Origin of the sequence: Micromonospora globosa (assembly GCF_000717585.1) — a bacterium.
Lineage (GTDB): Bacteria > Actinomycetota > Actinomycetes > Mycobacteriales > Micromonosporaceae > Micromonospora > Micromonospora aurantiaca.
Window position 1 is genome coordinate 1 of record NZ_JNZR01000051.1, and the last position, 25003, is coordinate 25003.

The following is a 25003-nucleotide window of genomic DNA, read 5'->3' on the forward strand; positions in this document are numbered from 1 at the left end:
GCCCAGCCCCGCCTCGCCCCCGTCGATCTTGCACTTGCGGCCCGCACTTCGCCCCATATGCCCGATCCACGCGGACCGCAACTGCAAGATCGACGCACACTCCGGCCACCCCCACCCCGGTGATCAAGGAGTTTGTGTCGGCGTTGATCTCCGATACGCCCACAAATTCCTTGATCAACCAGGCGAGAGGCGCCCGGGACCGGGACGGGGGTTCGGGGCGGGCGGCGTTGGTGCACGGCGGGTCCGGGGGCGACCGTGACCGGCGCAGGGATCAAGCCTGACCGCCCGGAGCCGGGCACGGTCGCCCCCGGACCCCAACCGCAACCACAACCCTGACAGCAAGCACAGCCCGGAGAGCGACCACGACCGGGCAGCGACGGATCACCCGGGCTCGGTGACGAAATCGATCAGGCGCTCCATCGCGTTGATCAGCGGCGTCTCAACGTCGGCGAAGCTGTCCACCCGGGACAGGATGTGCCGCCACATGTCGGCCGGCTCGCCCACCCCGAGCGCCGCGCAGACGCCCTCCTTCCAGGGCTGCCCCGGAGGCACCACTGGCCACACCGCGATGCCGAGCGCCGCCGGGCGTACCGCCTGCCACACGTCGACGTACGGGTGCCCGGTGACCAGCACGTGCGGCGAGTTGACGCGGGCCACGATCCGGCTCTCCTTCGAGCCGGGCACGAGGTGGTCGACGAGCACGCCGAGCCGGCGCCCCGGGCCGGGGCCGAACGCGCGTACCTCGTCGGCGAGCGCGTCGATGCCGTCCAGCGGTTCCACCACCACGCCCTCGATGCGCAGGTCGTCGCCCCAGATCCGCTCGACCAGCGCGGCGTCGTGCACGCCCTCCACCCAGATCCGGCTGGCCTTGGCGACCTGCGCCCGTACGCCGTCCACAGCGATCGACCCGGACGCGGTACGCCGGCGCGCGGCGGGCACCGGGACGCGGACCGGCCGTCGTAGCGTGACCGGCTTGCCGTCGAGCAGGAACGCGGCGGGCAGCAGCGGGAAGTTGCGCCGCCGGCCGTGCCGGTCCTCCAGCACCACCGCGCCGGAGTCGAAGCCGACGACGGCGCCGCAGAATCCGGAGTCGGCGTCCTCGACCACCAGGTCGGGTTCGGCGTCGACCTCGGGGGTCACCTTCCGTCGTCGCCAGTCGCCGGCCAGCACGTCCCCGTCGTATCGCCCCGCCATGCCGCTGACGCTAACCAGTGCCCCGGCGTGTCGCCCGGCGACGCGCCGACCGGGCCGTCATCCGTCGGCACGAAACGGTGCGAAGGGGGTAGTTGGGGCCAGGTCGCGCCGCCGGTGCGGCAGCCGAGACAGCAGCGGCGCGGAGCACGTACCCTTTCCGCATGTCCTCCCCCGCAACGGGCGCGGCCACGCTGGCTGCGCGCCGGTCGAGCCGGTTCGTCGCCTGGGTGCGTGCCTGGCGCGCCGGCCTGGTGCCGTTCGACGAGGTGGCCGACGCCGTCGCCGGCGACGAGGAGCACCTCGTCGCCGACGCCCCGGGCACCTGGACCGACGTGTCGCTGCGGGAGGCCCTGCCCAGCCTCGCCAAGCATTCACCCGACGACATCCGCCTGGTGCTGCCCGCGCCCGGCGACCCGCGCGGCCTGCCCGGCCCGGGCGCATTCGCCGGGGCGGCGCTGGTGGCGGGCGAGGCGGTGGTGGCGAGCGGGATGGGGCTGGTGCCCGAGGTCCGTACGCACACGTCCGGCTCGGGGATGACCTGGGAGACGGTGCTCTGGCGGGTCCATCCGCTGCCGGCGGACGCACCGAAGGCGTCTCTGGCCACGCCGGGTGCGGCGGAGGCCGAGGCCGAACTCGCCGCCGTGCTGGCCGAGACCACCGCGACGCTGACCCGGCTGGACGTCGCGCAGTGGCGGCCGGAGCTGGCCGGTGCGCTCGCCGCGCTGCGCCGCCCGGACGGCGCCACCGACCTGCCGCCCGGCTTCGATCCGCGGGCCCGCCGCCTGTTCGCCCGCGCCGCGGTGCTGGACCGGGTGCTCGCGCTGGCCGGCGAGAGCGCACCGGGCGGCGCGGTCAACACCTACGAGGCGCAGCAGCGGGACGCGGCGCTGCGTCCGCTCACCACCGCGTGCCGGCAGGCCCTGGTGGCCGCCTGCAACGCGCCGCTGCGGCTCTAGCTGTAATGCCCATGAGGGTTGTTGACGGCGTGGCGGCTTGAGACGAGGCGAGACCTCCGGGCGAGGTGTGAGGTGCTGACGCCCACACGGAACCGGAGGTCTCCATGGCCCACCGTAATGCCCGGCTGACCATCCACGGCCGGCGGCTGCTCATCACGCGTGTCGTTGACCAGGGTCGGCCGGTGGCCCACGTCGTGAAGGAACTGGGCTGTTCTCGGGCCACCGGCTACAAGTGGCTACAGCGGTGGCGGGCCGAGGGCGACGCTGGTCTGCGGGATCGATCCAGCCGGGCTCACCACCAGCCGCACAAGACGCCCGCCCAGTTGGAGGCGCGGGTCTGCCAACTGCGCCAGGAACGCAAACTCGGGGCTCGCCGGCTCGGACCGTTGCTCGGGATGCCGGCCTCGACGGTGCACGCCGTTCTGACGCGGCACGGTCTACACCGCCTGGCCTGGCTCGACCGGCCCACCGGTCAGCTCATCCGCCGCTACGAGCGCGACCGGCCCGGCGAGCTGATCCACGTCGACGTCAAGAAACTCGGCCGGGTTCGCGACGGCGGCGGCTGGCGCATCTTGGGCCGCGACAGCCTGGAACACCGCCGTGCCCGCACCGCCGGGCGTGTCGGCTTCGACTACGTGCACTGCGCCATCGACGACCACACCCGTCTCGCCTACGCCGAGATCCACCCCGACGAGAAGACCGACACCTGTGCCGGCTTCCTCCGCCGCGCCGCCGAGCACTTCGCCACCCACGGAATCACCCGCGTCGAACGCGTCATGACCGACAACGCATTGGCCTACCACCGCGGCCGAGCCTGGCACCAGACCCTGACCGACCTCGGTGCCACCGCCCGCTTCACCCGCCGCTACCGACCACAGACCAACGGCAAAGCCGAACGCTTCAACCGCACCCTGTGCGACGAATGGGCCTACGCCCAACCCTTCACCAACAACCAGCAACGCGCTGACGCTCTACCCGCCTGGCTGCACACCTACAACCACCACCGCAACCACACCTCGCTCGGCGGCAAACCACCCATCAGCCGCGTCAACAACGCTGCTGGGCATTACATCTAGCGCCGCAGACCCCCGGCTCAGACCTCGTCGATCAGGTCGGCCACCGAGTCGACGATCCGCGACGGACGGTACGGGTACCGCTCCGCCTCGGTCCGGCTGCTGATGCCGGTGAGCACCAGGATCGTCTCCAGCCCGGCCTCCAGGCCGCACAGGATGTCGGTGTCCATCCGGTCGCCGATCATCGCGGTCGACTCGGAGTGCGCGTCGATGGTGTTCAGCGCCGAGCGCATCATCATCGGGTTGGGCTTGCCCACGAAGTACGGGTCGACGCCTGTCGCCTTCGAGATCATCGCCGCCACCGAACCGGCAGCCGGCAACGCGCCCTCCACCGACGGGCCGGTGGCGTCGGGGTTGGTGCAGATGAACCGGGCGCCGTCGTTGATCAGCCGGATCGCCTTGGTTATCGCCTCGAAGCTGTAGGTGCGCGTCTCCCCCAGCACCACGTAGTCCGGGGCGAAGTCGCTCAGGATGTACCCCACCGCGTGCAGCGCCGTGGTCAGGCCGGCCTCACCGATCACGTACGCGGTGCCGCCCGGCCGCTGGTCGGCCAGGAACTGGGCGGTGGCCAGCGCCGAGGACCAGATCGCCTCCTCCGGCACGTCCAGCCCCATCCGGGCCAGCCGGGCCTGGAGGTCGCGCGGGGTGTAGATGGAGTTGTTCGTCAGCACCAGGAACGGCTTGCCGGAGGCGCGCAGCTTCTTGACGAACTCCGGGGCGCCGGGCACCGGCTGCCCCTCGTGCACCAGCACGCCGTCCATGTCGGTGAGCCAGCTCTGCACCGGCTTGCGGTCAAGCATCGTGTCGTCCCCAGGGGTGTCGTCGGGTCGGGCTCAGGGCCGGCGGGCCGGGGGCACGCAGCACAACGCCGGGCAGGTGTCCCAGGCGGGCAGCTCGCCGAGTCGGCGGCGCAGCCGCTCCCCGTCCGGGGCGGTGCGCTCTCCGACCAGCTCGCGGACCATCGCCACGAACCGCGGGTCGACCCCCGGGGTGCCGGCGCGGACGAAGTCCAGGCCGAGCTGCTTGGCCGTCTCCAGCGCCTCGGTGTCCAGGTCCCACACCACCTCCAGGTGGTCGGAGACGAAGCCGATCGGGCTGACCACCACGCTCGTCACGCCCTGCTCGGGCAGCGTGGCCAGGTGGTCGTTGACGTCCGGCTCCAGCCACGGCACCTGCGGCGGCCCGGACCGGCTCTGCCAGACCAGGTCGTACGCCAGGTCGGGCGCGGCCGCGGCGTGCACCAGCCGGGCGACCTCCTCAAGCTGGGCGGTGTAGCGACCGCCGTGCGGGCCGGCGGTGGCCGCCGCCGACATCGGTACGGAGTGCGCGGTGAAGACCAGCCGGGTGCTGTCCCGCTTCGCCGGGTCGAGCTGGGCCAGCGCGGCGCGGACCGCGTCGGCGTGCGGCTCGATGAAGCCGGGGTGATCCCAGAACTGGCGCAGCTTCTCGATCAGCGGGGCGTCCGGGCCGACCGCGGCGCGGGCCGAGGCGATGTCCTCCTGGTACTGCCGGCAGGACGAGTAGCCGCCGTACGCGCTCGTCACGAACGCCAGCGCCCGGGTGATCCCGTCGTCGCGCATCCGCGCGACGGTGTCGGCGAGCATCGGATCCCAGTTGCGGTTGCCCCAGTAGACCGGCAGGTCGACGCCGTTGGCGGCGAAGTCCTCGCGGATCGCGGCGAGCAGGTCGCGGCACTGCTGGTTGATCGGCGACACCCCGCCGAAGTGCAGGTAGTGCTCGGCGACCTCGGCGAGTCGCTCCGGGGGCACCCCCCGCCCCCGGGTCACGTTCTGGAGGAACGGGAGAACGTCCTCGGGCCGCTCCGGGCCACCGAAGGAGACCAGCACCAACGCGTCGTACGCCATGAGGCCATTCTTCCTCGCCCGCCGTCACGGCGTGGCGACGCCCCCTGGTCGGTGTGGTGACCAACCGGGCCGCGACGTGTTAAGAAGGGCCCCTTCCGCTGCACGAGGCGTTAAGAAGGGGCCCTTCCTTACATCTCAGGCGCCGATGGCGTGGTAGCCGCCGTCGACGTGGACGATCTCGCCGGTGGTGGCCGGGAACCAGTCGGACAGCAGCGCCAGGCAGGCCCGCGCGGCGGGCTCCTGGTCGGTGAGGTTCCAGCCCAGCGGGGCGCGCTCGGTCCAGGCGTCCTCGAACCGGTCGAAGCCGGGGATGGACTTGGCCGCGATGGTCCGCAGCGGGCCGGCCGCGACCAGGTTGCTGCGGATGCCCTGCTTGCCCAGGTGCAGCGCCAGATAGCGGGAGGCGGACTCCAGCCCGGCCTTGGCCACGCCCATCCAGTCGTAGACCGGCCACGCCTTGGTGGCGTCGAACGTGAGACCCACCACGGCGCCCCCGGCGGACATCAGCGGCAGCGCGGCCATGGCGAGGGACTTGTACGAGTAGGTGGAGACCTGGAGCGCTGTCGCCACGTCCGCCCAGGGGGCGTCGAGGAAACCGCCGCCGAGGCAGCTCTGCGGGGCGAACCCGATCGAGTGCACGACGCCGTCCAGGCCGTCGACGTGCTCGCGCACCTTGTCGGCCAGCCCGGCCAGGTGCTCCTCGTTGCTGACGTCCAGCTCGATCACGGGCGCCGGCTCGGGCAGCCGCTTGGCGATCCGCTCCACCAGGGAGAGCCGGCCGTAGCCGGTGAGCACGACCTGGGCGCCGTTCTCCTGGGCGAGCTTCGCCACCGAGAAGGCGATCGACGCGTCGGTGATGACGCCGGTGACCAGCAGCCGCTTACCGGCGAGAAGTCCGGACATTGCGTGTCTCCTCCGTGCTCTGCTCAGTGGCCCATGCCGAGGCCGCCGTCGACCGGGATGACGGCGCCGGTGACGTATCCGGCCGCGTCCGAGGCGAGCCAGGTGACGACGCCCGCGACCTCGTCCGGGGTGGCCATCCGGCCGGCCGGGATCGACTTGCGGATCTCCGCCTTGCGCTCCTCGGGCAGGCCCGCTGTCATGTCGGTGTCGATGAAGCCGGGCGCCACCACGTTCGCGGTGATGTTGCGGGTGCCCAGCTCGCGGGTGATCGAGCGGGCCACGCCGACCAGGCCGGCCTTGCTGGCCGCATAGTTGACCTGGCCCGCGCCGCCGGAGAGGCCGACCACCGAGGAAATGAAGATCATCCGGCCCCAGCGGCCGCGGAGCATCTTCGTCGAGGCCCGCTTGGCGACCCGGAACGAGCCGGTCAGGTTGGTGTCGAGGACGCGCGCGAACTGCTCCTCGGACATCCGCATGATCAGCGTGTCGTCGGTGATGCCGGCGTTGGCGACCAGCACCTCCACCGGGCCGAGTTCGGCCTCGATCGCGGTGAACGCGGCGTCGACCGACTCGGCGTCGGTCACGTCGCACCGCACCCCGAACAGGCCGTCGGGAGCCTCGCCGCTCCGGTACGTCACCGCCACCCGGTCGCCCTGCTTGGCGAACGCCTGCGCGATGGCCAGGCCGATCCCCCGGTTCCCGCCGGTCACCAGCACGGTTCGGGCCACGGATCCCCCTCTGCTCCAGTGATCTCTCGGTCGGTCGGAGCCTAGGGGTTACCGACAGGTAAGCGCTAACCCGCGCAGGTCACAGGGCCCACCCCGGCCGACGTCGGCGGGGGTCCGCGGAGACTGCCGGCCGCGCGCGCGACACCCACACCCCCGGTGTACGATGATCGCGTCTACGGGCCACTCCGTGCCCGCTCCGGGCCCCGCCGACCGCAGGAGGTGATCGCTGTGCGAGATAGCGATCCTCCCAGTCGTGGCCGGGCCCACCGTCAGCCCTGCTGAGCCACGGCTCGGTCCACCCGGCTGACCCGCTTCCCGCCCTCCGCACCGCATCCGCTTCCCGGCGACCACGCCGGGGTGTGGCCTGCCGCGCGGCGGAGCACCCGGTCACGACTTCGTGCGCGTACGCCCCGACCCCCCACGGCCCTCACCGGCCGACCGTCGCCACGGAGCACACTCATGAGCCGTTACGTCGCCCCGCTGGGCTTCACCCTCGCCGCCGTCTGGGTGGCCGTCCTGTTCGTGCTGGCCGGCGGCGGTCACTGACCGCCGCCGGCCGGTTCCGGCTCAGACCAGCCGGGACGTCCAGAGCAGACTCAACCCGCCCGCGCACAGCGCCAGCAGCAACGCGATCCCCGCGTACCACTGGGTGATCTCGCGCGGCTCGGTCCGGTAGCCGATCGAGCTGCCCATGTCCTGGTAGACCTGCTTCAGTTCGCTGGCCGACGCGGCCTCGTAGAAGAAGCCCTGCGTGGTCTCCGCGAGCTGGGACAGCGCGGTGCGGTCCACCGGCACCCGCTGGAGCTGCCCGCCGATGTCGACCTGCCCGGAGTCGGTGCCGAACGCGATTGTGGACACCGGCACGTTCGCCGCCTGCGCCGCCGCGGCGGCCTCCTCGACCGAGCGGCCCGACGTGCGGTAGCCGTCGGACAGCAGCACGATCCGGGCCGGCGGGATGCCGGCGGCGCCGTCGGCCGGCACCGAGCGGATCGCCTCCAGGCAGGTGAAGACCGCCTCGCCGGTGGCGGTCGCCTCGGCCAGCACCAACCCGTCGATGGCGGTGGTGACGGCGGCCCGGTCCTTGGTCGGCGGCACCAGGACGTTCGCCGACTTGGCGAACGAGACGAGCCCCAGGTTGTAGCTCTCCGGCAGCTCGCCGACGAACTGCTTCGCAGCCTCCTGGGCCGCCTCCAGGCGGTTCGGCGACACGTCGTCGGCCTGCATCGACAACGACACGTCGATGGCGAGCATCACCGTGGCCCGCTCCAGCGGCTCCCGGGTGTCGATCGCCGGCCGGGCCAGCCCGGTCGCCAGCACCAGCAGGCAGAGCAGGAACGCGGTGGCCGCGACGTGCCGCCGCCAGCCCAGTCCCTTGGGCGCGACGGTACGCAGCAGGTCGACGTTGGTGAACCGCAGCGCGTACTGCCGGCGGTGCAGTTGCCGCCAGACGTACGCGGCGGCGAGGGCGAGCACCGGCAGCACGGCGAGCAGCCACCACGGTTGCAGAAAACGGATCATCGCGTCGTCCCTCTGGTGCGGGCGTGCCGCTGCGCGGCGACGAAACGCACCATGTCCAGCAGCCAGTCTCGGTCGGTACGCAGGCGCAGGTGGGCCGCGCCCGCGGCGCGCAGCTCGGCGGCGATCGCCCCGCGCTGGGCGGCCGCCGCCTCGGCGTACCGGCGGCGCAGGCCCGGGTCGGCGGTCTGCACCTCGTGCAGTTCACCGCTCTCCGGGTCGACCACCGGCAGCACCCCCACGTCGGGCAGTTCCAGTTCCCGCGGATCGACCACCTCGACGGCCAGCACGTCGTGGCGGACCCGCAGCTTACGCAGCGGCCGGCCCCACTGCTGCGGCGGCGCGAGGAAGTCGGAGATCACCACCGCCACGCCGCGCCGCCGGGGCGGGCGGTTGAGCATGTCGACGAGCGCGCCGAGGTCGCTGCGGCCGGGCCGGATCTCGGCGCCGGCGACCGCACGCAGCAGCCCCTGGGCCTCCTTGCGGCCGGAGCGGGCGGGCAGCCGCAGCATCGTCCCCGGCCCGCCGGTGCCGACCACCGCGCCGATCCGGTTGCCGCCCCGCACGGTGAGGTGGGCCAGCGCGGCGACCGCGGCGACCGCCACGTCCCGCTTGAGCCACCGGCCGGTGCCGAAGTCCAGGCTGGCCGACATGTCGACGGCCAGCCAGGTCTCCAGTTCGCGGTCGGCCACCGTACGCCGGACGTGCGGCATGGTGGTGCGGGCGGTGACGGGCCAGTCCATCCGGCGCACGTCGTCGCCGGGCCGGTACTCCCGGGACTCCCCCGCCTCGCTGCCCGGTCCGGGCAGCAGCCCGGCGTAGTCGCCCTGGAGCAGCCCGTCCAGCTTGCGGGTCACCATGAGCTGGAGCCGGGCCAGCACGGCCCCCGAGCGGTCGCCGGTGGCGCTCAGCGGGGTGGGCGAGGTCACGGCCGCTGCCCGGGCCATCCGTTGTGCGGGACGGCCGGTGGCGGCGGTGTGGCCTGCTGACGGGGCGCGACGGCGGGCAGCGGGATGGTCGACATCACCCGGTGCACGATGTGGTCGGCCGGTACGTCGTCGGCGAGCGCGTCGTAGCTGAGCACCAGCCGGTGGCGCAGGATGTCCGGCGCGATGTCCTGCACGTCCTGCGGCAGCGCGTAGTCCCGCCCGCGCAGCAGCGCCAGCGCGCGGGTGGCCCGGACCAGGCCGAGCGACGCGCGCGGGCTGGCGCCGTACTGGATGAGCTGAGCCACGTCGGGCATGCCGTGCTCGGCCGGCGCCCGGGTCGCGAGCACCAGCCGGACCGCGTAGTCGACCAGCGCGTTGTGCACGAACACCTGGTCGGCCTTGTGCTGGAGGGCGACCAGGTCCGGGGTGTCGAACACCCGGGCCGGCTCGGGCGGTGCCACGCCCATCCGGTAGACGATCTCGCGCTCCTCGGCGTCCGTCGGGTAGCCCACGACGATCTTCATGAGGAACCGGTCCCGCTGCGCCTCGGGCAGCGGGTAGACGCCCTCCTGCTCGATCGGGTTCTGGGTGGCCATGACCAGGAACGGGTCGGGCACCCGGTGGCTCTCACCGCCGATGGAGACCTGCCGCTCGCTCATCACCTCCAGCAGCGCCGACTGCACCTTGGCGGGCGCGCGGTTGATCTCGTCGGCGAGCAGGAAGTTGACGAAGACCGGGCCCAGCTCGACGTCGAACTTCTCGCTGGACTGCCGGTAGATCCGGGTGCCCATGATGTCGGCGGGCACCAGGTCGGGAGTGAACTGGACCCGGGCGAACGAGCCGCCGACGACCCGGGCCAGGGTCTCCACGGCGAGCGTCTTGGCCACACCCGGCACGCCCTCCAGCAGGCAGTGCCCCCGCGCCAGCAGCGCGACGAACATCCGCTCGACCATCCGGTCCTGGCCGACGATCACCCGCTTGGTCTCGAACAGCGCCCGCTCCAGCAGCGTGGCGTCCTGTGCCGGGGTGGTGCCCGCCGGGGGCGGCGCGTCCGGCGCCACCTCGGTCGGGTTCGGCACGTCGGGTGTGGTCGGCTGGGCCACCGGTCCTCCACAGCAGGTTCGTCGTCGCGGCGTGGTGCGTATCAAGACTGTCATGCCTCGCTGAGAGCCGAGGGTGGGAGAGGCACGATTTTCGCCGCGCCGTCCGGCCACGCCGTCCCGCCGCGCGGGAAACGCTGAACACGGGTGGACAACAAGGGGTCCGCAGTGTGTACGATTCACCCCGTCGCCGGGCGGCTCCCCCCGTGGCCGCCCGGCGCTAAAACTCCCGGCGTGCGGCCTCTAGACTCGCCCCGGTGACGACTCCCACCACCCCGGACGAGACGCTGATCTGCTCGGCGCGGGGGTGTCGCGCGCCCGCCGCCTTCCAGCTCCGCTGGCACAATCCCCGCCTGCACGCGCCCGACCGGCGCAAGACCTGGCTGGCCTGCCCGGACCACCGGGGCTCCCTCGGTGACTTCCTCGACGCACGCGGCTTCCTCCGCGAGGTGGTCCCGCTGCCCTGATCGCCTACGCTCGAAGCGTGAGCGAGCAGATGACCCGAGCCCGTACCGGCGGCGAGCACGGCAGGTCCTCCCGGTGAGCGGTGACGGCCCGGCCGGCCTCCCGCCCGCCTCGCGCAGCGCGTTGGAGCCCTGGCCGGACACGGTCCGCTGGCAGCCGATCTCCCGCGACCTGATCTGGGTGGAGCTGATCCGGCTCGGCATCGGGCTGGCCGTGGCGCTCGTGGTGCTCGGCGTGGCCTGGGCGCTGTCCGGGCACTGGCTGCTCGGCGCCGCCGTCGGCGTGGCGGTGCTGATGGGCGTCTGGCGGTCGGTCACCATCGTGCGGGCGGTCCGCGCCTGGGGGTACGCCGAGCGCGACGACGATCTGCTCGTGCGGCACGGCCTGCTGGTGCGGCGGTTGTCCATCGTGCCGTACTCGCGGATGCAGTTCGTCGATGTGAGCGCGGGTCCGCTGGAGCGCGCCTTCGACCTCGCCACCGTGCAATTGCATACGGCCGCGGCCGCGAGCGACGCGCGGGTGCCCGGCCTGCGTCCGGCCGAGGCGTCCCGGCTGCGCGACCGGCTGACCGCTCTGGGCGAGGACCGGGCGGAGGGCCTGTGAGCGAACGGAGCGACTCCGGCGCCCCGCCGCCCCACGACGACCGGCCCGAGCCGACGCCCGGCCCGCCCACGCCGGCCGACGCGGCGCAGCCACCGGCTCCGGGTCAGCAGCCCAACGGGTATCCGTGGCCGCCCGCGCCGGGATACGGACCGCCGCCCGTCCCCGGACCACCGTCCGGGTACGGGCCTCCGCCCGGCTACGGACCTCCGACCGGGTACGGGCCACCTCCCGGGTACGCACCGCCACCCGGCTACGGGCCGCCCGGCTCGGCGGCACCCGGGTACGGGCCGCCGCCCGGACCCGACGCGGCGCCCGGGCCGTGGCCCGCGCCGCTGCCGCCGTACCCGGGACCGTGGGGTCCGGCGGCCGGGCCGCCCGCCGGTGGTGAGGAGCCCCGGCAGCGGCTGCATCCGCTCAGCCCGGCGCTGCACGGCGCGAAGTCGCTGGTCGTGGTGATCGCCGGGCTCTCCTGGTCGACGCTGTCGCGGGTCGGGTTCGGCTGGTTCGCGGTGCTGGTCACCGTCTTCGTGCTCGGCGCCACGGTGCTGTCGGTGGTGAGCTGGTGGAACACCGGCTACCACCTGGTGGGCCGCGAGCTGCGGGTCTACGAGGGCCTGCTGTGGCGGCGTACCCGGGCCATCCCGCTGGAGCGGTTGCAGGCGGTGGAGGTGGTCCGGCCGCTGCTGGCCCAGCTCACCGGCCTGGCCGAGCTGCGGCTGGAGGTGGTCGGCGGGGGCAAGACCGAGGCGCCCCTGGCCTACCTCAGCGTCGCCGAGGCCACCGCGCTGCGGCAGCGTCTGCTCGCGGTGGCCGGTCGCTCCACCCCGGCGCTGGTTCCGGCAGCCGAGCCCGGCGCGCCGGTCGCGCCCGTGCCGGAAGGGCGCCGGCTGCACGCGGTACGCAACCAGGACCTGCTGATCAGCCAGTTGCTCACGCCGCAGGCGTTCCTGCTGCCGTTGGGCCTGGTGTTCGTCGGCGCCCAGTTCCTCTCCGAGGGCTCGTGGTCGTTCATCGCGGTGGCGAGCACGCTCACCGCGATGGCGGGCGTGGTGCTGCAACCGATCCGCCGGGTGCTCGACGACTGGAGCTTCCGGCTCGACCGGGACGACGGCACGCTGCGCGTGCACAACGGGCTGCTGGAGACGCGGATGCAGACCGTGCCGCTGCACCGGGTGCAGACCGTACGGGCGACCTGGCCGCTGCTCTGGCGGATGAAGGGGTGGTTGCGGCTGCGGCTGGAGGTGGCCGGCTACTCGGCCGGTGAGCCGGACGACCGCAACCGCCCGGACCGGCTGCTGCCGGTCGGCGACGCGGGCACCGGCGCGATGGTCGTGGCGGAGGTGCTGCCCGGCGTACGGCTGGACGCGCTGCCCGCCACACCGCCCCCGTCGCGGGCCCGGTGGCTGCGCCCGCTGAGCCGCAAGGTGGTCGGCGCCGGTCTCGACGAGCGGGTCTTCGTGGCCCGCTCCGGGCTGCTGACCAGGCAGTTGACGCTGGTGCCGTACGCCCGGATCCAGAGCGTGCGGGTCACCCGCGGCCCGGTGCAGCGGCTGCTGCGACTGGCCACCGTGCACGCGGACACCGCCGGTGGGGCCGGGGCGGCGGCTGTCGACCGGGATCTGGCCGACGCGTGGGAGCTGGCCGCGGAGCTGACCGAGCGGTCGCGCGCCGCCCGCCGTACCGACAGCGGCCGCTGACCCCGGCGGCCGCGACGCCACGGCGAACCACGGCGGCGCGCAGACGACCCGGCCGCCCGTGACGGCGGCGGGGGGCCTACCGGCGCTCGGCGGGCACCGCGTCCCGGTCGTCGGCGGCGCGGTCCGGGGTGTCGGCGGCGGTGTCGCCGTCGGCGGACGGGGCACCTGCGGCGACGGCGGGCTCACCGGCACGCCGGGCCTGCCGCGCCGCCCACCAGCGCTCGGCCAGGCCGACCACCAGGAACGTCATGCCCACGTACGCCCAGCCGACCAGCACGTCGATCAGGTAGTGCTCGCCGCTGTACATCAGCGTGAACGTCATGGCCAGCGGATACGCCAGCATCAGCGGCCACCAGCGCTTGCGCACCGACCGCATGAAGAACAGCACCACGAACAGCGCGAACGCGGTGTGCAGCGACGGCATCGCGGCCACCGGGTTGGAGGCGATCTGCCCGGCGTTGAGCAGGTTGCCCGCGCCGTGCATGCCGATCTCCTTCCACCCCCGGGTGGAGATCCGCGCGACCTCGGTGAGCAGGCCGTTCTGCGCCGCCCACCACGGCGGCGCGGCCGGGTAGGCGAAGTAGGTGACCAGGCCGGCCGCGCACAGGAAGCCCCAGCGCGACATGTACGCGATCCAGCGCCGCCGGTTGCGCATCCACAGCACCGCGGCGGCGGCGAACGTCGCCACGAAGTGCGAGAAGTAGATCCAGCTCACCAGCACGTCCCACCAGCGCACCTCGGACGCGTCGTACAGGCGCTCCTGGAGCCAGATCGTCGGCACCTCGCCGCCGGTCAGCCACCCGGTGAGGAAGCGGTCGGCGACGATCAGCTCCATCGCGTGCGGGGTGGCGCCGTTGTCGGCGAACCCCCGGGACAGGTTGTACGCGGCGAGCAGCAGCACCACCGGGATCCAGTCCCGGGCGAAGCGCAGGTGGCTGCGCCACGGGCGGGCCGAGTTCCACGCGACGGTGCCGGCCCAGATCCACAGGAACGCGTACGCCGGGTCGGTGGGCAGGCCGATGGCGAGCCAGGCGACGACGAAGGCGACGCCCCAGATGGTCATCGCGATCACACGGCGGCGCCCACCGTCGGGCGATTCGGTGGTCGCGTCGGGGGCGGGGGTCGGAGATTGTGTCAGCTCGGCCATCGCGGACAAGGTTAACGGCGGGCGACGGGCGGGCACGCGGGCGGGCGGTGGCGACCGGACCGGCGGCGGCCCGGACGCCGGACGGCCGCGGGTCGGCTGCACTAGGCTCGGCCGCATGCAGGAGCAGCCGGAGTCGCCCTTCACGCCGGGCCTGACCGCCCGGGTCGAGCTCACAGTGACCGACGCCGACACCGCGCAGGCGGTCGGCTCGGGGGACGTGCCGGTGCTCGGCACACCCCGGGTGCTGGCGCTGGCCGAGGCCGCGACGGTGGCCGCCACCGCGACCCGGATGCCGTCCGGGTCGACCACTGTCGGCGTGCGGGTGGAGCTGGAGCACCGCGCGGCCACGCCGGTCGGTCGTACCGTGGCCGCCCACGCCGAGCTGGTGAAGGTCGACGGGAAGCGGCTCGTCTTCGACGTGACAGTCACCGACGGGCCCACCGTGGCGGCGCAGGGCCGGGTCGAGCGGGTGCTCGTCGACCGGCAGCGCTTCGTCGAGCGGGCCGTGCGCCAGTCATGACGGCCGGGTTCTCCGAGGTCGCCGCCGGGGTGCACGTGCTGCGCGAGCCGACGCTCGCGGTGAACGTCGTGCTGGTGGCCGGTGACGGCGCGGCGCTGCTCGTCGACACGCTCTCGACCGCCGGGCAGGCCCGGGAGCTGGCGGAGGCGGCGCGGGCGGTGACGCCGTACCCGTGGACGATCGTGAACACGCACCACCACTTCGACCACTGCTTCGGCAACGCCACGCTGGCCGGGCCGGACACGGCGATCTACGCGCAGGCCCAGGCCGCGGCGGCGCTGCGGGACCGGTCCGACGCGGTGCGCCGCGCCGCGTACGAGGAGATGCGTGCCGGGCACCCGGCGCTGGCCGAGGAACTGGCGCGGACCGAACTGCGGGCGCCGACGCACGAGGTGCACGAGGAGACGGTGCTCGACGTCGGCGGCCGGCGGGTGGTGCTGCGCCATCCCGGGCACGGGCACACCGACGCCGATCTGGTGGTGCACGTGCCCGACGCGGACGTGCTGGTCGCCGGCGACCTGGTGGAGCAGAGCGGGCCACCGGCGTTCGAGGAGTCGTACCCCCTGAAGTGGCCGGACGCGCTGGCCGACCTGCTGCGGCTGACCACGCCCGCGACGGTGGTGGTGCCCGGCCACGGCGAGCCGGTCGGCGTGGACTTCGTCCGCGAGCAGCACGCGCAGCTCGCGCGGCAGGCGTGGCTGATCCGCGCCGGGCACACCGGCAGCGCCCCGCCGGAGCGGGTGGCGGCCGAGTCGCCGTTCGGCGCCCGGCCGGGCCTGATCGCCGCCCGCCGCGGCTACGCGGAGCTGGACGGCACGGCCTGACCGGCGGCCGCGCTCAGCCGGCGTCGGCGAGGATCTCGCGGAGACGGTTGCGGCACTCGGCGACGAACGCCGGGAACGTGTCCCAGTAGTAGGAGACGCCGCTGGCCGCCACCCCGAGCGCCCAGGCGCGGGCCCGTGCCCAGGTCACGTCGTCCACGCCGAGCGCCTCCCGGTAGGCGTGCCGGGCCCGCGGCGGAAGGTCCCAGATCGGCGCGTGTTCCGCGTCGGGGTGCCCGACGGTCAGGCCGCCGAAGTCGATGACCGCCCGCAGCCGTCCGCCGTGCACCAGCAGGTTGGTGGGCTTGAGGTCGCCGTGCAGCCAGACGTGCGGCCCGGCGGGTTCGGGCAGGGTGAGGGCGTCCCGCCAGAGCCGGACCAGGGTGTCGACGTCCGTCTCGTCGCCGATCCGGCTCCGGCAGTCGTCGAGCGCCGCGGAGATCCAGGCGTCGCAGGGGTGGAGGCTGCCGCCGCGGTATCCGCTGAGCGGGCCCGCGCGGGTCGCGCCGAGCAGGTCGGTCGCGTGCAGGCGCCTGACGAATACGGCCAGGTCGGCGCCGAGGGCGGCCCAGTCCTCGACCGTGCCGGACCGGACCTCGTCGCCCGGTATCCACCGCTGCACCGACCACGGCAGCGGGAAGGCGTCGGCCGGGACGCCGGCGTACACCGGTTCCGGCACCCGGTACGGCAGCAGCGGCGCGAGCCGGGGCAGCCACTGCTGTTCCTTGCGCAGGGCACCGGCCTTCTCGGCGGTGCGCGGCAGCCGGACGAGCAGGTCGGCGCCGAGGCGGTACATCGTGTTGTCGGTCCCGGCCCCGGCCGGCGTCAGCGGCAGCGCGGCCCACTCGGGGCGCTGGTCGGCCAGCAGCGCCCGGACGACCTGCTCGTCCACGGGTATCTCGTCCTGGTGCAGGGCCATCCGGTGATCATGCGGGGCGGGACGGCGCGACGGCCACCGGGTTTCCGGGGGCCCGTCCGGGCGGTTCCGGCCGGGCATGGCCCCGCAGTGCGCCGAGCAGCGCGTCGAGGTGCGGGGCGGCGGCCAGGATCGCCTCCCTCGCCGCCGGGTCCAGCTCGGCCAGTGCCTCGTCGAGCAGCGCGGCGCGGTTGGTCTCGTAGTCGGCCATCCGGGCCCGGGCGGCCTCGGTCACGCGCAGCCGCAGCACCCGGCGGTCGCCGGGGTCGCGGTCACGGGCCAGCAGCCCGGCGTCGGTGAGGTCGCGGACCAGCGTGCTCACCGTGTTGGGCGCGGTGCAGAGGCGCCGGGCCACCTCCTTGCCGCTGATCCCCGGCGTCTCCCGGACCAGCAGCAGCAACTCCACCTGCGCCTCGGGCAGCGGGTCTCGTCCGACGCGCGCCCCGGTCCGGCGGCGCAGGAGGCGGTGCAGCTCCCCCACGACCGCTCCGACGCGCGCGACCTGCTCGTTCGTCGCCACGGGGTCACCCGCCTCACATCGCAATAGTTCTGACTACAGATGTAAGGTACCCGGACGCACCGGATCCAGGGGGTACCCACTCGTGAGCAACGCCGCGCCGACCGCCGCGCGCCCGGCCGCCGACCGCACCACCGCGTCCACCGGCGGCGTGACGCTGCTGGTGCTGCTCGGCACGCTCACCGCGATCGGTCCGCTGTCGCTGGACATGTACCTGCCGGCGTTCCCGGCCATGACCCGCGACCTCGGCGCCGACCAGGCCGGCATCCAGCTCTCGCTGACCACCTGCCTGATCGGCCTCGCCCTGGGCCAGCTCGTCACCGGTCCGCTCAGTGACCGCTGGGGGCGCCGCCGCCCGGTGCTGGTCGGCGTGGTCGCGTACACCGTGCTGGCGCTGGCGTGCGCCGCGGCGCCGAACGCCCCGCTGCTGGCCGCCGCGCGGTTCGCCCAGGGCGTCGCCGGCGGCATGGGCGTGGTGGTCGCCCGCGCGGTGGTCCGCGACCTCTACTCGGGACGGGACGCCGCGAAGTACTTCTCCCGGCTCACCCTGGTCTTCGGCGTGGCACCGGTGGCGGCGCCGGGCGTGGGCAGCCTGGTGCTGCGGTTCGGCTCGTGGCGGGCGGTCTTCGTGGCGCTCGCCGTCATCGGGGCGGTGCTCGCCGTGGCCGTCGCGCTGCGCCTGCCGGAGACGCTGCCGGCCGAGCGCCGCAGCACCGGTGGCCTGGGGGCCACCGTCCGGACCATGCGGTCGCTGCTCGCCGACCGGGTCTATCTCGGGTACGCGCTGACGCAGGGCTTCGCGTTCGCCGGGCTGTTCGCGTACATCTCCGGGTCGTCGTTCGTGTTCCAGGACGTCTTCGGCGTCTCCGCGGCCGTGTTCAGCGTGATCTTCGGCGTCAACGCGCTCGCCCTGGTCGCGGTCGGGCAGGCCAACGCCCGGCTGCTCGACCGGTTCACGCCGCGCCGGCTGCTGGTCACCACGCTCGTGGTCGGCCTGGTCACCGCGCTCGGCGTGCTGAGCGGCGCGCTGGCCGGCAGCCTGGCCGTGACGGCGGTGGCGCTGTTCGCCTTCGTCGGCTCGCTCGGCATGGTGATGCCGAACAGCACCGCGCTGGCGCTGGACGCGCACGCCCGGCACGCGGGCACCGCTGCGGCGCTGATGGGCGGCATCCAGTCGGTGGTCGGCGCGCTCGCCGCGCCGCTGGTCGGGCTCGGCGGCGAGGGCAGCGCGCTGCCGATGGCTGTGGTCCTGGCCGGCGCCGCGTTCCTGTCCCTGACCGCCGTCCTGACGATGACCCGTCCGCGCGCCTGAGCTCGCCCTCCGCGCGTGACGCCGGCCTCCGCGCGTGGGGGCGGGTGTTAAGAAGGGGCCCCTCCTCTACCGGAGGCGTTAAGAAGGGGCCCTTCCTTTCACGCGAAGCGGGCTTCGACCGCGGTGCGGGTGGGCATGGCGGTGGCGCCGCCCGGTGACTCGCACACCACCGCCGCCACCCGCAGCGCGAACGCGACCCGCTCCCGCCACCCGGCCGGGTCGGCCGGCTCGCCGGCGGCCAGCAGGTCGGCCACCAGCGCGCCCATGACCGAGTCGCCCGCGCCGGTGGCGTCCACCGCGTCCACCTTCGGCGCGGGCACGCGTACCACGTCGTCGGCGGCGGCGACCAGGGCGCCGTCCGCGCCGAGCGTGACCACGACGGTGCTCGCGCCCAGTTCCCGCAGGTACGCGGCGACGCCCTCAACCGGCTCGTCCGGGTAGAGCAGCCGCGCGTCGGCGCTGCTGAGCTTCACCAGGTGCGCGGCGGCCGCGAACTCGGCGACCACCGCCCGCAGCCCGTCCAGCGCGCCCGGCGTGGTGAGCAGGCGGGGCCGCACGTTCGGGTCGAACACCCGCAGCGCGCCCGCGATCGACCAGGCGCGCCGGGCGGCGGCCAGCACCGGCGGGTCGAGCAGCACGATCGAGCCGCAGTAGAGCACGTCCGCGCCCTCGACCAGCGCCACGTCCAGGTCGTCCGGGCCGAGCAGCGCGTACGAGCGGGGTTCGCCGTAGAAGCGGAAGTCCGGCTCCGCGCCGGCGAACGTCGCCACGGCGAGCGCTGTGGGCGCCGGCACCGTGACAGTCCCGCTCACGTCCACACCCGCGTCGGTGAGGAACGCGCGGATCCGCCCGGCCAGCGCGTCGTCGCCGAGCGATCCGACGAACCGCGCGTCTCCGCCGAGCCGGGCGATCGCCACCGCCACGTTGAGCGGGCCGCCGCCGATCGCCTGCCGGTAGACGGGTTCTCCGTCGTGCTCGGCGTCGAGCAGGTCCACCAGCGCCTCGCCGAGCACCACCGCGTACCCCATCCTGGCTCCCCTCGTCGTCCTCCCCCGATCCTGGCGCATGGCGGGGTCGCGGCGCGCCGCGACCCGGACATCGAGCAGCACCTATTGCGGGCGGCGTCCGGACGTGGTGGGATGGCGATGCCGGGTAACGACGCGGGGGGCTGCCGCGTCGCCGGCCGCCGGGTCGAGCCGACGCGAGGGCATCCACGGTCCGTGGCAACGGACCGCAGGCGGTGCGCGCCCGCCGACGGCCCCGGCCGCACGCCGACCGGGCGCGGGCACCGCGATCGTCGCATCCGCTCGTCGCAGCGGGGCGGGCCGAACCGGGCCACGCTCCGCGAGTCAGGAGATCCCCGTGCACCGATCCCGTACGGCCGCGTTGCTCACCGCGGCCGCCACCCTGGCCCTGGGCGCGTTCGCCCTGGCCACCAACTCCGGACCGGCGGCCGCGCACGGCGCGGCCATGACGCCGGGCGCCCGCACCTACCTGTGCTGGAAGGACGGCCTCACCGGAACCGGTGAGATCCGGCCGAACAACCCCGCCTGCTCGTCGGCGGTGGCCGCGAACGGGGCGAACTCGCTGTACAACTGGTTCAGCGTGCTGCGCTCCGACGCCGGCGGGCGGACCGTCGGGTTCATCCCCGACGGCAAGCTGTGCAGCGGCGGCAACCCCGGCTTCAGCGGGTACGACGCGGCGCGCAACGACTGGCCGATCACTCACCTGACGGCGGGCCGGTCGATGGAGTTCCGGTACAGCAACTGGGCCCACCACCCGGGCACGTTCTACTTCTACGTGACCAAGGACAGCTGGAGCCCGAACCGGCCGCTGGCCTGGAGCGACCTGGAGGAGCAGCCGTTCCTGCAGGTGACCAACCCGCCGCAGCGCGGCGCGGTCGGCACCAACGACGGTCACTACTACTTCACCGGTAACCTGCCGTCGAACAAGAGCGGCCGGCACATCATCTACTCGCGCTGGGTCCGCTCGGACAGCCAGGAGAACTTCTTCGGCTGCTCCGACGTGACGTTCGACGGGGGCAACGGCGAGGTGACCGGGATCGGCTCGGGCGGCAGCCCCGGCCCGACCACCCCGGCGCCGACCACGCCCGCCCCGACGACGCCCGCGCCGACCACCCCGGCCCCGACCACGCCCGCGCCGACGACGAGCCCGACCATGCCGTCCGGCACCTGCATGGCGGTGTACAAGGTGGTCAGCGCCTGGAACGGCGGCTTCCAGGGCGAAGTGACGATCATGAACCACAGCACCCGGACGTACTCCGGGTGGACCGCGAACTGGACCTGGCCCAGCGGTCAGACCATCAACCAGGTGTGGAACGGCACGTTGAGCGGCAGCGGGGCGTCGGTGAGCGTCTCCAACGCCGCCTACAACGGCAGCGTCCCGCCGGAGGGCACCACGACGTTCGGCTTCACCGCGAACTTCTCCGGCACCAACTCCCTGCCGACGGTCACCTGCACCGGCAGGTGATCCCGTAGCGGGAAGGGCCCCCGGGGGCGTACCCCGGGGGCCCTGTCATGTCTGGCGGGTCAGCGGACCATGCTGCCGACGACCGGCTTGGTGAGCAGCGCGGACTGGTTGCGCTGGATGCCCGGGTCGAGCGTCTTGGCCACGAAGATGGCGTGCCAGATGCAGAAGATCAGCACGGTCCACACCTTGCGGGAGTGGTCGGCCTCCTCCCGCTTGTGCTCGTCGAGCAGGCGCATCGCGTACGACAGGTCGATCAGGTCGCCCGCGCCCGAGGTGGCCAGCACGTGCCGCGCCCACTCGTACATCTCGCCGCGCAGCCAGACCCGGGTCGGGGTCGGGAAGCCCAGCTTCTTGCGGTTGACGATGGCCGGCGGCACGACGCCCTGGAGCGCCTGGCGCATCGCGTACTTGGTGGCCTCGGAGCGGGGCGGCAGCTTCAGGTCGACCGGGATGCCGGCGGCGACGTTGAACACCTCCCGGTCCAGGAACGGCACCCGCACCTCCAGCGAGTGCGCCATCGAGATCCGGTCGGCCTTGACCAGGATGTCGCCGCGCAGCCAGGTGTAGAGGTCGACGTACTGCATCTTGGTGACGTCGTCCAGCTCGGTGCACTCGGCGTAGATCGGCGCGGTCACGTCCGTGTAGCGCACCGAGGGGTCGTAGCGGCGCAGCAGGTGCTGCTTCTCCTCCTCGGTGAACATCCGGGCGTTGCCGTAGTAGCGCTCCTCGATCGGGGTGGTGCCGCGCTCCAGGAAGCTCTTGCCCTTGACGCCCTGCGGGATCGCCTTGGACACGGCGCGCAGGCCCTTCTGCACACCGTCGGGCAGGCTGTTGACCGCGTTGAGCGACAGCGGCTCCCGGTAGATCGTGTAGCCGCCGAAGAACTCGTCCGCGCCCTCGCCGGAGAGCACCACTGTGACGTGCTCGGCGGCCTTCTTCGCCACGAAGTACAGCGGCACCAGCGCCGGGTCGGCGACCGGGTCGTCCAGGTGCCAGACGATCTTCGGCAGCGCGTCGATCATGTCCTGCGGCCCGATCTTGGTCGGGATGGTGGTCACGTCGAGGTGCCGGGCCGAGTCCTGGGCCACGTCGATCTCGGAGTAGCCGGGCACGTCGTAGCCGACCGTGAAGGTGAGGATGTTCGGGTTGAACTCGCGGGCCAGCGCCACCACCGCTGTGGAGTCGATGCCGCTGGACAGGAACGAGCCGACCGGCACGTCCGAGCGCATGTGCATCCGTACGCTCTCGCGCAGCGTCTCCCGGATGTCGTGGTAGAGCCGCTGCTCGTCGGAGACCGGGGCCGGCCGGAACACCGGGCGGTACCAGCGGCGCACCTCGATCCGGCCGCCAGGGGTCCAGGTCAGGTACTCCCCCGAGCCGATCCGGCTGATCCCCTTGTGCAGGGTGCCCGGCTCGGGCACGTACTGCAGCGTCAGGTAGTGGCTCAGGTTCGCGGTGTCGATACCAGCGTCGCCCTGGTACGCCGAGTGCGCGAACGGCAGCAGCGCCTTCTTCTCCGAGGCGAGGTAGAGGCCGTCCTGTGTCTCCAGGTAGTGCAGCGGCTTGATGCCGAAGTAGTCCCGCGCGCCGAAGGCCCGCCGCTCCTGCCGGTCCCAGATCACGAACGCGAACATGCCGCGCAGCTTGGTGAGCACCTGCTCACCCCAGTAGTGGTAGCCGGCGACGATCACCTCGCCGTCGCCGTTGGTGGCGAACTGGGCGCCGTAGTCGCGGATCAGCTCCTCGCGCAGCTCGATGTAGTTGTAGATCTCGCCGTTGAAGGTGAGCAGGTACCGCCCGCCCGCGTACGGCAGGGGCTCGTGGCTCAGCGCCACGTCGATGATCGCCAGGCGCTTGTGCGCGAACACGCCGTCCGCGTACCGGCCGGAGGCGTCGCCGACCACCTCGACCCCTGTCTCGTCCGGGCCGCGGTGGTGCAGGCACTCCAGTGCGCCGGCGATGTTGTCGCGGTGGGCGGCGGCGTCGCCGCGCGCGCTGAAGAAGGCCAGGAGTCCGCACATGGCCGCCATCTTTCCACGCGCCGGAAGCCACCGTCGCGGCACCGCAGGCACCTCCCGCTGTCGTGCGCGCGGTACCGTCGGGACCAGCGACGAGGCTCAGGGAGGGGCGGATCATGGCCGAGGAGCGGACCGGGCAGGGCAAGGCGGCGGACGGCACGGAGTCGCACGACCCGGATTTCCCGGAGGCGTTCCTGTCGTTCATGCGGCAGGGCTGGCGGGACACCGAACTGCCGGTCACACCGCGCGCAGAGGTGCCCAACCACGCCAAGCGCCGGGCCGCGCTAGCCGAGGCCTTCCCGGGCGAGACGCTGGTCATCCCCACCGGCAACGAGAAGGTACGCGCCAACGACACCGACCACCGGTTCCGGCCGGGCAGCGACTTCGCGTACCTGACCGGCGACCTAGAGCCGGACAGCGTCCTCGTGCTGCGGCCGGGCGGCGAGGCCACGCTGTTCATGCGGCCCCGGTCGTCCCGGGCGACCGACGAGTTCTTCCGCAGCCGCCACGGCGAGCTGTGGGTGGGCCGCCGGCCGACGCTGCGGGAGAAGTCGACCGAGCTGGGGCTGCCGACGGCCGACCTGAGCGAGCTGGACGCCGCGCTGGCCGAGCTGGCGCCGGGGCGTACCCGTGTGCTCCGCGGTTTCGACGCCCGGGTGGACGCGGCGGTGCGTCAGTACGACGGCGCGCGCGCCGAGGGGCAGCCCGGCCGCGACCGGGAGCTGGCGATCGCGATCGCCGAGCTGAAGCTGGTCAAGGACGAGTGGGAGATCGCGCAGCTCCAGGAGGCGTGCGACGCGACGGTGCGCGGCTTCGAGGACGTGGCGCGGGCACTGCCCGCCGACCGCGGGGTCTCCGAGCGGCTGCTGGAGGGCGTCTTCGCGCTGCGTGCCCGGCACGACGGCAACGACGTCGGCTATGGCTCGATCGTCGGGGCCGGCGAGCACGCCACGATCCTGCACTGGGTGCACAACCACGGCGCCACCCGTCCGGGTGAGCTGCTGCTGATGGACATGGGCGTGGAGAACCGCAACCTCTACACCGCCGACGTGACCCGGGTGCTCCCGGTCGACGGCCGGTTCACGCCGTTGCAGCGTCAGGTCTACGACGCGGTGTACGCCGCGCAGCAGGCCGGCATCGAGATGTGCCGGCCCGGCGTGGCGTTCCGGGACGTGCACCTCGCCTCCATGCGGGTGCTGGCCGAGGCGTTGAAGGATCTCGGGCTGCTGCCGGTCAGCGTGGACGAGGCGATGGACCCGGCCTCCACGGTCTACCGGCGGTGGACGCTGCACGGCACCAGTCACATGCTCGGCATCGACGTGCACGACTGCGCCAACGCCCGCAAGGAGACCTACCGCGAGGGGCCGCTCGGCGAGGGGTACGTGCTCACCGTCGAGCCGGGGCTCTACTTCCAGCCGGAGGACGAGCTGGTCCCGGAGGAGTTGCGGGGCGTCGGCGTGCGGATCGAGGACGACATCCTGGTCACCGCCGACGGCCCGGTGAACATGTCGGCCGGGCTGCCGCGCGCCTCCGCCGAGGTGGAGACCTGGCTGGCCGAGCAGCGTGAGGCGGGCCCCCGCCTGCCTGGCTGATCCCCCGCGGCCGCGAACTCCCTCGGGCCCCACCACCGCGCCTTTCCGGCAGGTGGTGGGGCCCGCCGCCGTACCGGGCCGTTCCCGTACCGCTCACGTGGTTGGTCACCGACCGCCGTTCGTGGGAGGAATGCGGGCTTTTTTCGGATAAGTCTTCCTCGCGAGGAACCTTCTCATACGGTGCTGATCAGAGGCTACAACCGGTTTGTAGCTGGTCGCCCGGCCTGGGGCGGTGCGACCCGTTTGGGAAGAACCGAAAGGGCTCTCATGTCGAACGACGTAACGACACCCGACGGCGGCGCGCCGATGGCGCCCCCGCCGCGGACGAGCAAGCGGCGGGCGCTCTGGGTCGCCACCGGCGTGGCCGGGCTGACCGGCGTCGTCGGGCTGGCGGCACTCGGCGGTCTCGCCGCCCGCGACGACAAGTCCGGCACCGAACCGGTGGCGGAGAACCACGCCGCCGCGCCGCAGAACGCCAGCGACGACTCCCGCGCCGAGGGCGGGAAGGGCGGCGAGAAGGGCGAGGACGGATACGGCAAGGACGGCCGCGACCGCGGCGAGTGGGGCCCGGACAAGGGCGAGTGGGGCAAGGACGGCAAGGACGACCACGGCAAGACCCGCGAGGTCCCCTGCAAGGACGAC

The 25003-nt window shown here is 73.5% G+C and carries 23 protein-coding genes and 1 pseudogene; 11 read left to right on the top strand and 13 right to left on the bottom strand.

The genetic code is table 11. The features are described from left to right. Positions 1–381: 381 nt before the first annotated feature. Complete coding sequence (locus IF06_RS0130290) at positions 382–1194, bottom strand: DUF3097 domain-containing protein (protein WP_013287366.1); 813 nt, start codon at positions 1192–1194, stop codon at positions 382–384. 161 nt (positions 1195–1355) lie between these two features. Between IF06_RS0130290 and IF06_RS0130295 the strand changes: the two genes are divergently transcribed. Both IF06_RS0130295 and IF06_RS0130300 read left to right on the top strand, forming a co-directional pair. Further along, positions 1356–2150: a hypothetical protein gene (locus IF06_RS0130295; RefSeq protein WP_013287367.1), complete on the top strand. Its 795-nt coding sequence runs from the start codon at positions 1356–1358 to the stop codon at positions 2148–2150. Positions 2151–2254: 104 nt separating this feature from the next. Further along, positions 2255–3226, top strand: a complete 972-nt coding sequence (locus tag IF06_RS0130300) for an IS481 family transposase (protein ID WP_030275140.1) — start codon at positions 2255–2257, stop codon at positions 3224–3226. A gap of 17 nt (positions 3227–3243) precedes the next feature. Here IF06_RS0130300 and IF06_RS0130305 read toward each other — a convergent pair whose 3' ends face one another. The 7 genes from IF06_RS0130305 to IF06_RS0130340 all read right to left on the bottom strand — a co-directional run bounded on the left by IF06_RS0130305 (position 3244) and on the right by IF06_RS0130340 (position 10266). Beyond that, the gene (locus IF06_RS0130305; protein WP_013287369.1) at positions 3244–4023 is read right to left on the bottom strand and encodes an HAD-IIA family hydrolase; all 780 of its coding nucleotides are present in this window, start codon (positions 4021–4023) and stop codon (positions 3244–3246) included. A gap of 33 nt (positions 4024–4056) precedes the next feature. Continuing rightward, the gene (locus IF06_RS0130310; RefSeq protein ID WP_013287370.1) at positions 4057–5088 is read right to left on the bottom strand and encodes a ferrochelatase; all 1032 of its coding nucleotides are present in this window, start codon (positions 5086–5088) and stop codon (positions 4057–4059) included. A gap of 135 nt (positions 5089–5223) precedes the next feature. Beyond that, complete coding sequence (gene fabI, locus IF06_RS0130315; protein WP_013287371.1) at positions 5224–5991, bottom strand: enoyl-ACP reductase FabI; 768 nt, start codon at positions 5989–5991, stop codon at positions 5224–5226. Between the two features lie 23 nt (positions 5992–6014). Beyond that, positions 6015–6719, bottom strand: a complete 705-nt coding sequence (fabG, locus tag IF06_RS0130320; RefSeq protein WP_013287372.1) for a beta-ketoacyl-ACP reductase — start codon at positions 6717–6719, stop codon at positions 6015–6017. Positions 6720–7286: 567 nt separating this feature from the next. Beyond that, positions 7287–8237, bottom strand: coding sequence for a VWA domain-containing protein (locus IF06_RS0130330; protein WP_013287373.1), 951 nt, complete (start codon positions 8235–8237; stop codon positions 7287–7289). Further along, positions 8234–9181, bottom strand: coding sequence for a DUF58 domain-containing protein (locus IF06_RS0130335; RefSeq protein WP_030275143.1), 948 nt, complete (start codon positions 9179–9181; stop codon positions 8234–8236). The genes IF06_RS0130330 and IF06_RS0130335 overlap by 4 nt, the downstream gene beginning before the upstream one ends. Further along, positions 9160–10266: an AAA family ATPase gene (locus IF06_RS0130340; protein ID WP_013287375.1), complete on the bottom strand. Its 1107-nt coding sequence runs from the start codon at positions 10264–10266 to the stop codon at positions 9160–9162. Before IF06_RS0130340 ends, IF06_RS0130335 begins: the two co-directional genes overlap by 22 nt. A 254-nt stretch (positions 10267–10520) precedes the next feature. Here IF06_RS0130340 and IF06_RS0130345 point away from each other — a divergent pair, with 254 nt between their 5' ends. The 3 genes from IF06_RS0130345 (at position 10521) to IF06_RS0130355 (ending at position 13028) form a co-directional block, all read left to right on the top strand. Further along, positions 10521–10730, top strand: a complete 210-nt coding sequence (locus tag IF06_RS0130345; protein ID WP_013287376.1) for a hypothetical protein — start codon at positions 10521–10523, stop codon at positions 10728–10730. A gap of 73 nt (positions 10731–10803) precedes the next feature. Further along, positions 10804–11331, top strand: a complete 528-nt coding sequence (locus IF06_RS0130350) for a PH domain-containing protein (protein WP_013287377.1) — start codon at positions 10804–10806, stop codon at positions 11329–11331. A gap of 332 nt (positions 11332–11663) precedes the next feature. Continuing rightward, positions 11664–13028, top strand: coding sequence for a PH domain-containing protein (locus tag IF06_RS0130355; protein WP_052166236.1), 1365 nt, complete (start codon positions 11664–11666; stop codon positions 13026–13028). Positions 13029–13104: 76 nt separating this feature from the next. Here IF06_RS0130355 and IF06_RS0130360 read toward each other — a convergent pair whose 3' ends face one another. Then, positions 13105–14175 (bottom strand): phosphatase PAP2 family protein, encoded by a 1071-nt coding sequence (locus tag IF06_RS0130360; protein WP_013287379.1) that lies wholly within the window; start codon positions 14173–14175, stop codon positions 13105–13107. 115 nt (positions 14176–14290) lie between these two features. Here IF06_RS0130360 and IF06_RS0130365 point away from each other — a divergent pair, with 115 nt between their 5' ends. Both IF06_RS0130365 and IF06_RS0130370 read left to right on the top strand, forming a co-directional pair. Then, on the top strand, positions 14291–14695 hold the full coding sequence (locus IF06_RS0130365; RefSeq protein ID WP_013287380.1) for a thioesterase family protein: 405 nt from the start codon (positions 14291–14293) through the stop codon (positions 14693–14695). Beyond that, on the top strand, positions 14692–15519 hold the full coding sequence (locus IF06_RS0130370; RefSeq protein ID WP_013475939.1) for an MBL fold metallo-hydrolase: 828 nt from the start codon (positions 14692–14694) through the stop codon (positions 15517–15519). Before IF06_RS0130365 ends, IF06_RS0130370 begins: the two co-directional genes overlap by 4 nt. A 13-nt stretch (positions 15520–15532) precedes the next feature. Here the strand turns inward: IF06_RS0130370 and IF06_RS0130375 are convergent, their stop codons facing one another. Continuing rightward, positions 15533–16435, bottom strand: coding sequence for an aminoglycoside phosphotransferase family protein (locus IF06_RS0130375; RefSeq protein WP_013287382.1), 903 nt, complete (start codon positions 16433–16435; stop codon positions 15533–15535). Positions 16436–16442: 7 nt separating this feature from the next. Continuing rightward, a complete protein-coding gene (locus IF06_RS0130380; protein ID WP_013287383.1) occupies positions 16443–16952 on the bottom strand; it encodes a MarR family winged helix-turn-helix transcriptional regulator in 510 nt (169 codons plus the stop codon). Between the two features lie 82 nt (positions 16953–17034). On the opposite strand from IF06_RS0130380, the gene IF06_RS0130385 reads away from it, so the two are divergent. Beyond that, complete coding sequence (locus IF06_RS0130385; RefSeq protein ID WP_013287384.1) at positions 17035–18261, top strand: multidrug effflux MFS transporter; 1227 nt, start codon at positions 17035–17037, stop codon at positions 18259–18261. Between the two features lie 98 nt (positions 18262–18359). Here IF06_RS0130385 and IF06_RS0130390 read toward each other — a convergent pair whose 3' ends face one another. Then, the gene (locus IF06_RS0130390) at positions 18360–19289 is read right to left on the bottom strand and encodes a carbohydrate kinase family protein (protein ID WP_013287385.1); all 930 of its coding nucleotides are present in this window, start codon (positions 19287–19289) and stop codon (positions 18360–18362) included. 328 nt (positions 19290–19617) lie between these two features. Between IF06_RS0130390 and IF06_RS0130395 the strand changes: the two genes are divergently transcribed. Continuing rightward, positions 19618–20751: a lytic polysaccharide monooxygenase auxiliary activity family 9 protein gene (locus IF06_RS0130395; RefSeq protein WP_174361809.1), complete on the top strand. Its 1134-nt coding sequence runs from the start codon at positions 19618–19620 to the stop codon at positions 20749–20751. A gap of 59 nt (positions 20752–20810) precedes the next feature. On the opposite strand, the gene asnB is transcribed toward IF06_RS0130395, so the two are convergent. After that, a complete protein-coding gene (asnB, locus tag IF06_RS0130400; RefSeq protein WP_036311876.1) occupies positions 20811–22772 on the bottom strand; it encodes an asparagine synthase (glutamine-hydrolyzing) in 1962 nt (653 codons plus the stop codon). A 113-nt stretch (positions 22773–22885) separates the two neighbouring features. On the opposite strand from asnB, the gene IF06_RS0130405 reads away from it, so the two are divergent. After that, positions 22886–24361 (top strand): aminopeptidase P family protein, encoded by a 1476-nt coding sequence (locus IF06_RS0130405; protein ID WP_013287388.1) that lies wholly within the window; start codon positions 22886–22888, stop codon positions 24359–24361. A 267-nt stretch (positions 24362–24628) separates the two neighbouring features. Continuing rightward, a pseudogene (locus IF06_RS32435) lies at positions 24629–25003 on the top strand (hypothetical protein); the annotation flags it as partial.

Bases quoted from the DNA above. Each gene is read 5' to 3' on its own strand.
- IF06_RS0130290 (WP_013287366.1), bottom strand. From the start codon at position 1,194: ATGGCGGGGCGATACGACGGGGACGTGCTGGCCGGCGACTGGCGACGA.
- IF06_RS0130295 (WP_013287367.1), top strand. From the start codon at position 1,356: ATGTCCTCCCCCGCAACGGGCGCGGCCACGCTGGCTGCGCGCCGGTCG.
- IF06_RS0130300 (WP_030275140.1), top strand. From the start codon at position 2,255: ATGGCCCACCGTAATGCCCGGCTGACCATCCACGGCCGGCGGCTGCTC.
- IF06_RS0130305 (WP_013287369.1), bottom strand. From the start codon at position 4,023: ATGCTTGACCGCAAGCCGGTGCAGAGCTGGCTCACCGACATGGACGGC.
- IF06_RS0130310 (WP_013287370.1), bottom strand. From the start codon at position 5,088: ATGGCGTACGACGCGTTGGTGCTGGTCTCCTTCGGTGGCCCGGAGCGG.
- fabI (WP_013287371.1), bottom strand. From the start codon at position 5,991: ATGTCCGGACTTCTCGCCGGTAAGCGGCTGCTGGTCACCGGCGTCATC.
- IF06_RS0130330 (WP_013287373.1), bottom strand. From the start codon at position 8,237: ATGATCCGTTTTCTGCAACCGTGGTGGCTGCTCGCCGTGCTGCCGGTG.
- IF06_RS0130335 (WP_030275143.1), bottom strand. From the start codon at position 9,181: ATGGCCCGGGCAGCGGCCGTGACCTCGCCCACCCCGCTGAGCGCCACC.
- IF06_RS0130360 (WP_013287379.1), bottom strand. From the start codon at position 14,175: ATGGCCGAGCTGACACAATCTCCGACCCCCGCCCCCGACGCGACCACC.
- IF06_RS0130365 (WP_013287380.1), top strand. From the start codon at position 14,291: ATGCAGGAGCAGCCGGAGTCGCCCTTCACGCCGGGCCTGACCGCCCGG.
- IF06_RS0130370 (WP_013475939.1), top strand. From the start codon at position 14,692: ATGACGGCCGGGTTCTCCGAGGTCGCCGCCGGGGTGCACGTGCTGCGC.
- IF06_RS0130375 (WP_013287382.1), bottom strand. From the start codon at position 16,435: ATGGCCCTGCACCAGGACGAGATACCCGTGGACGAGCAGGTCGTCCGG.
- IF06_RS0130390 (WP_013287385.1), bottom strand. From the start codon at position 19,289: ATGGGGTACGCGGTGGTGCTCGGCGAGGCGCTGGTGGACCTGCTCGAC.
- asnB (WP_036311876.1), bottom strand. From the start codon at position 22,772: ATGTGCGGACTCCTGGCCTTCTTCAGCGCGCGCGGCGACGCCGCCGCC.
- IF06_RS0130405 (WP_013287388.1), top strand. From the start codon at position 22,886: ATGGCCGAGGAGCGGACCGGGCAGGGCAAGGCGGCGGACGGCACGGAG.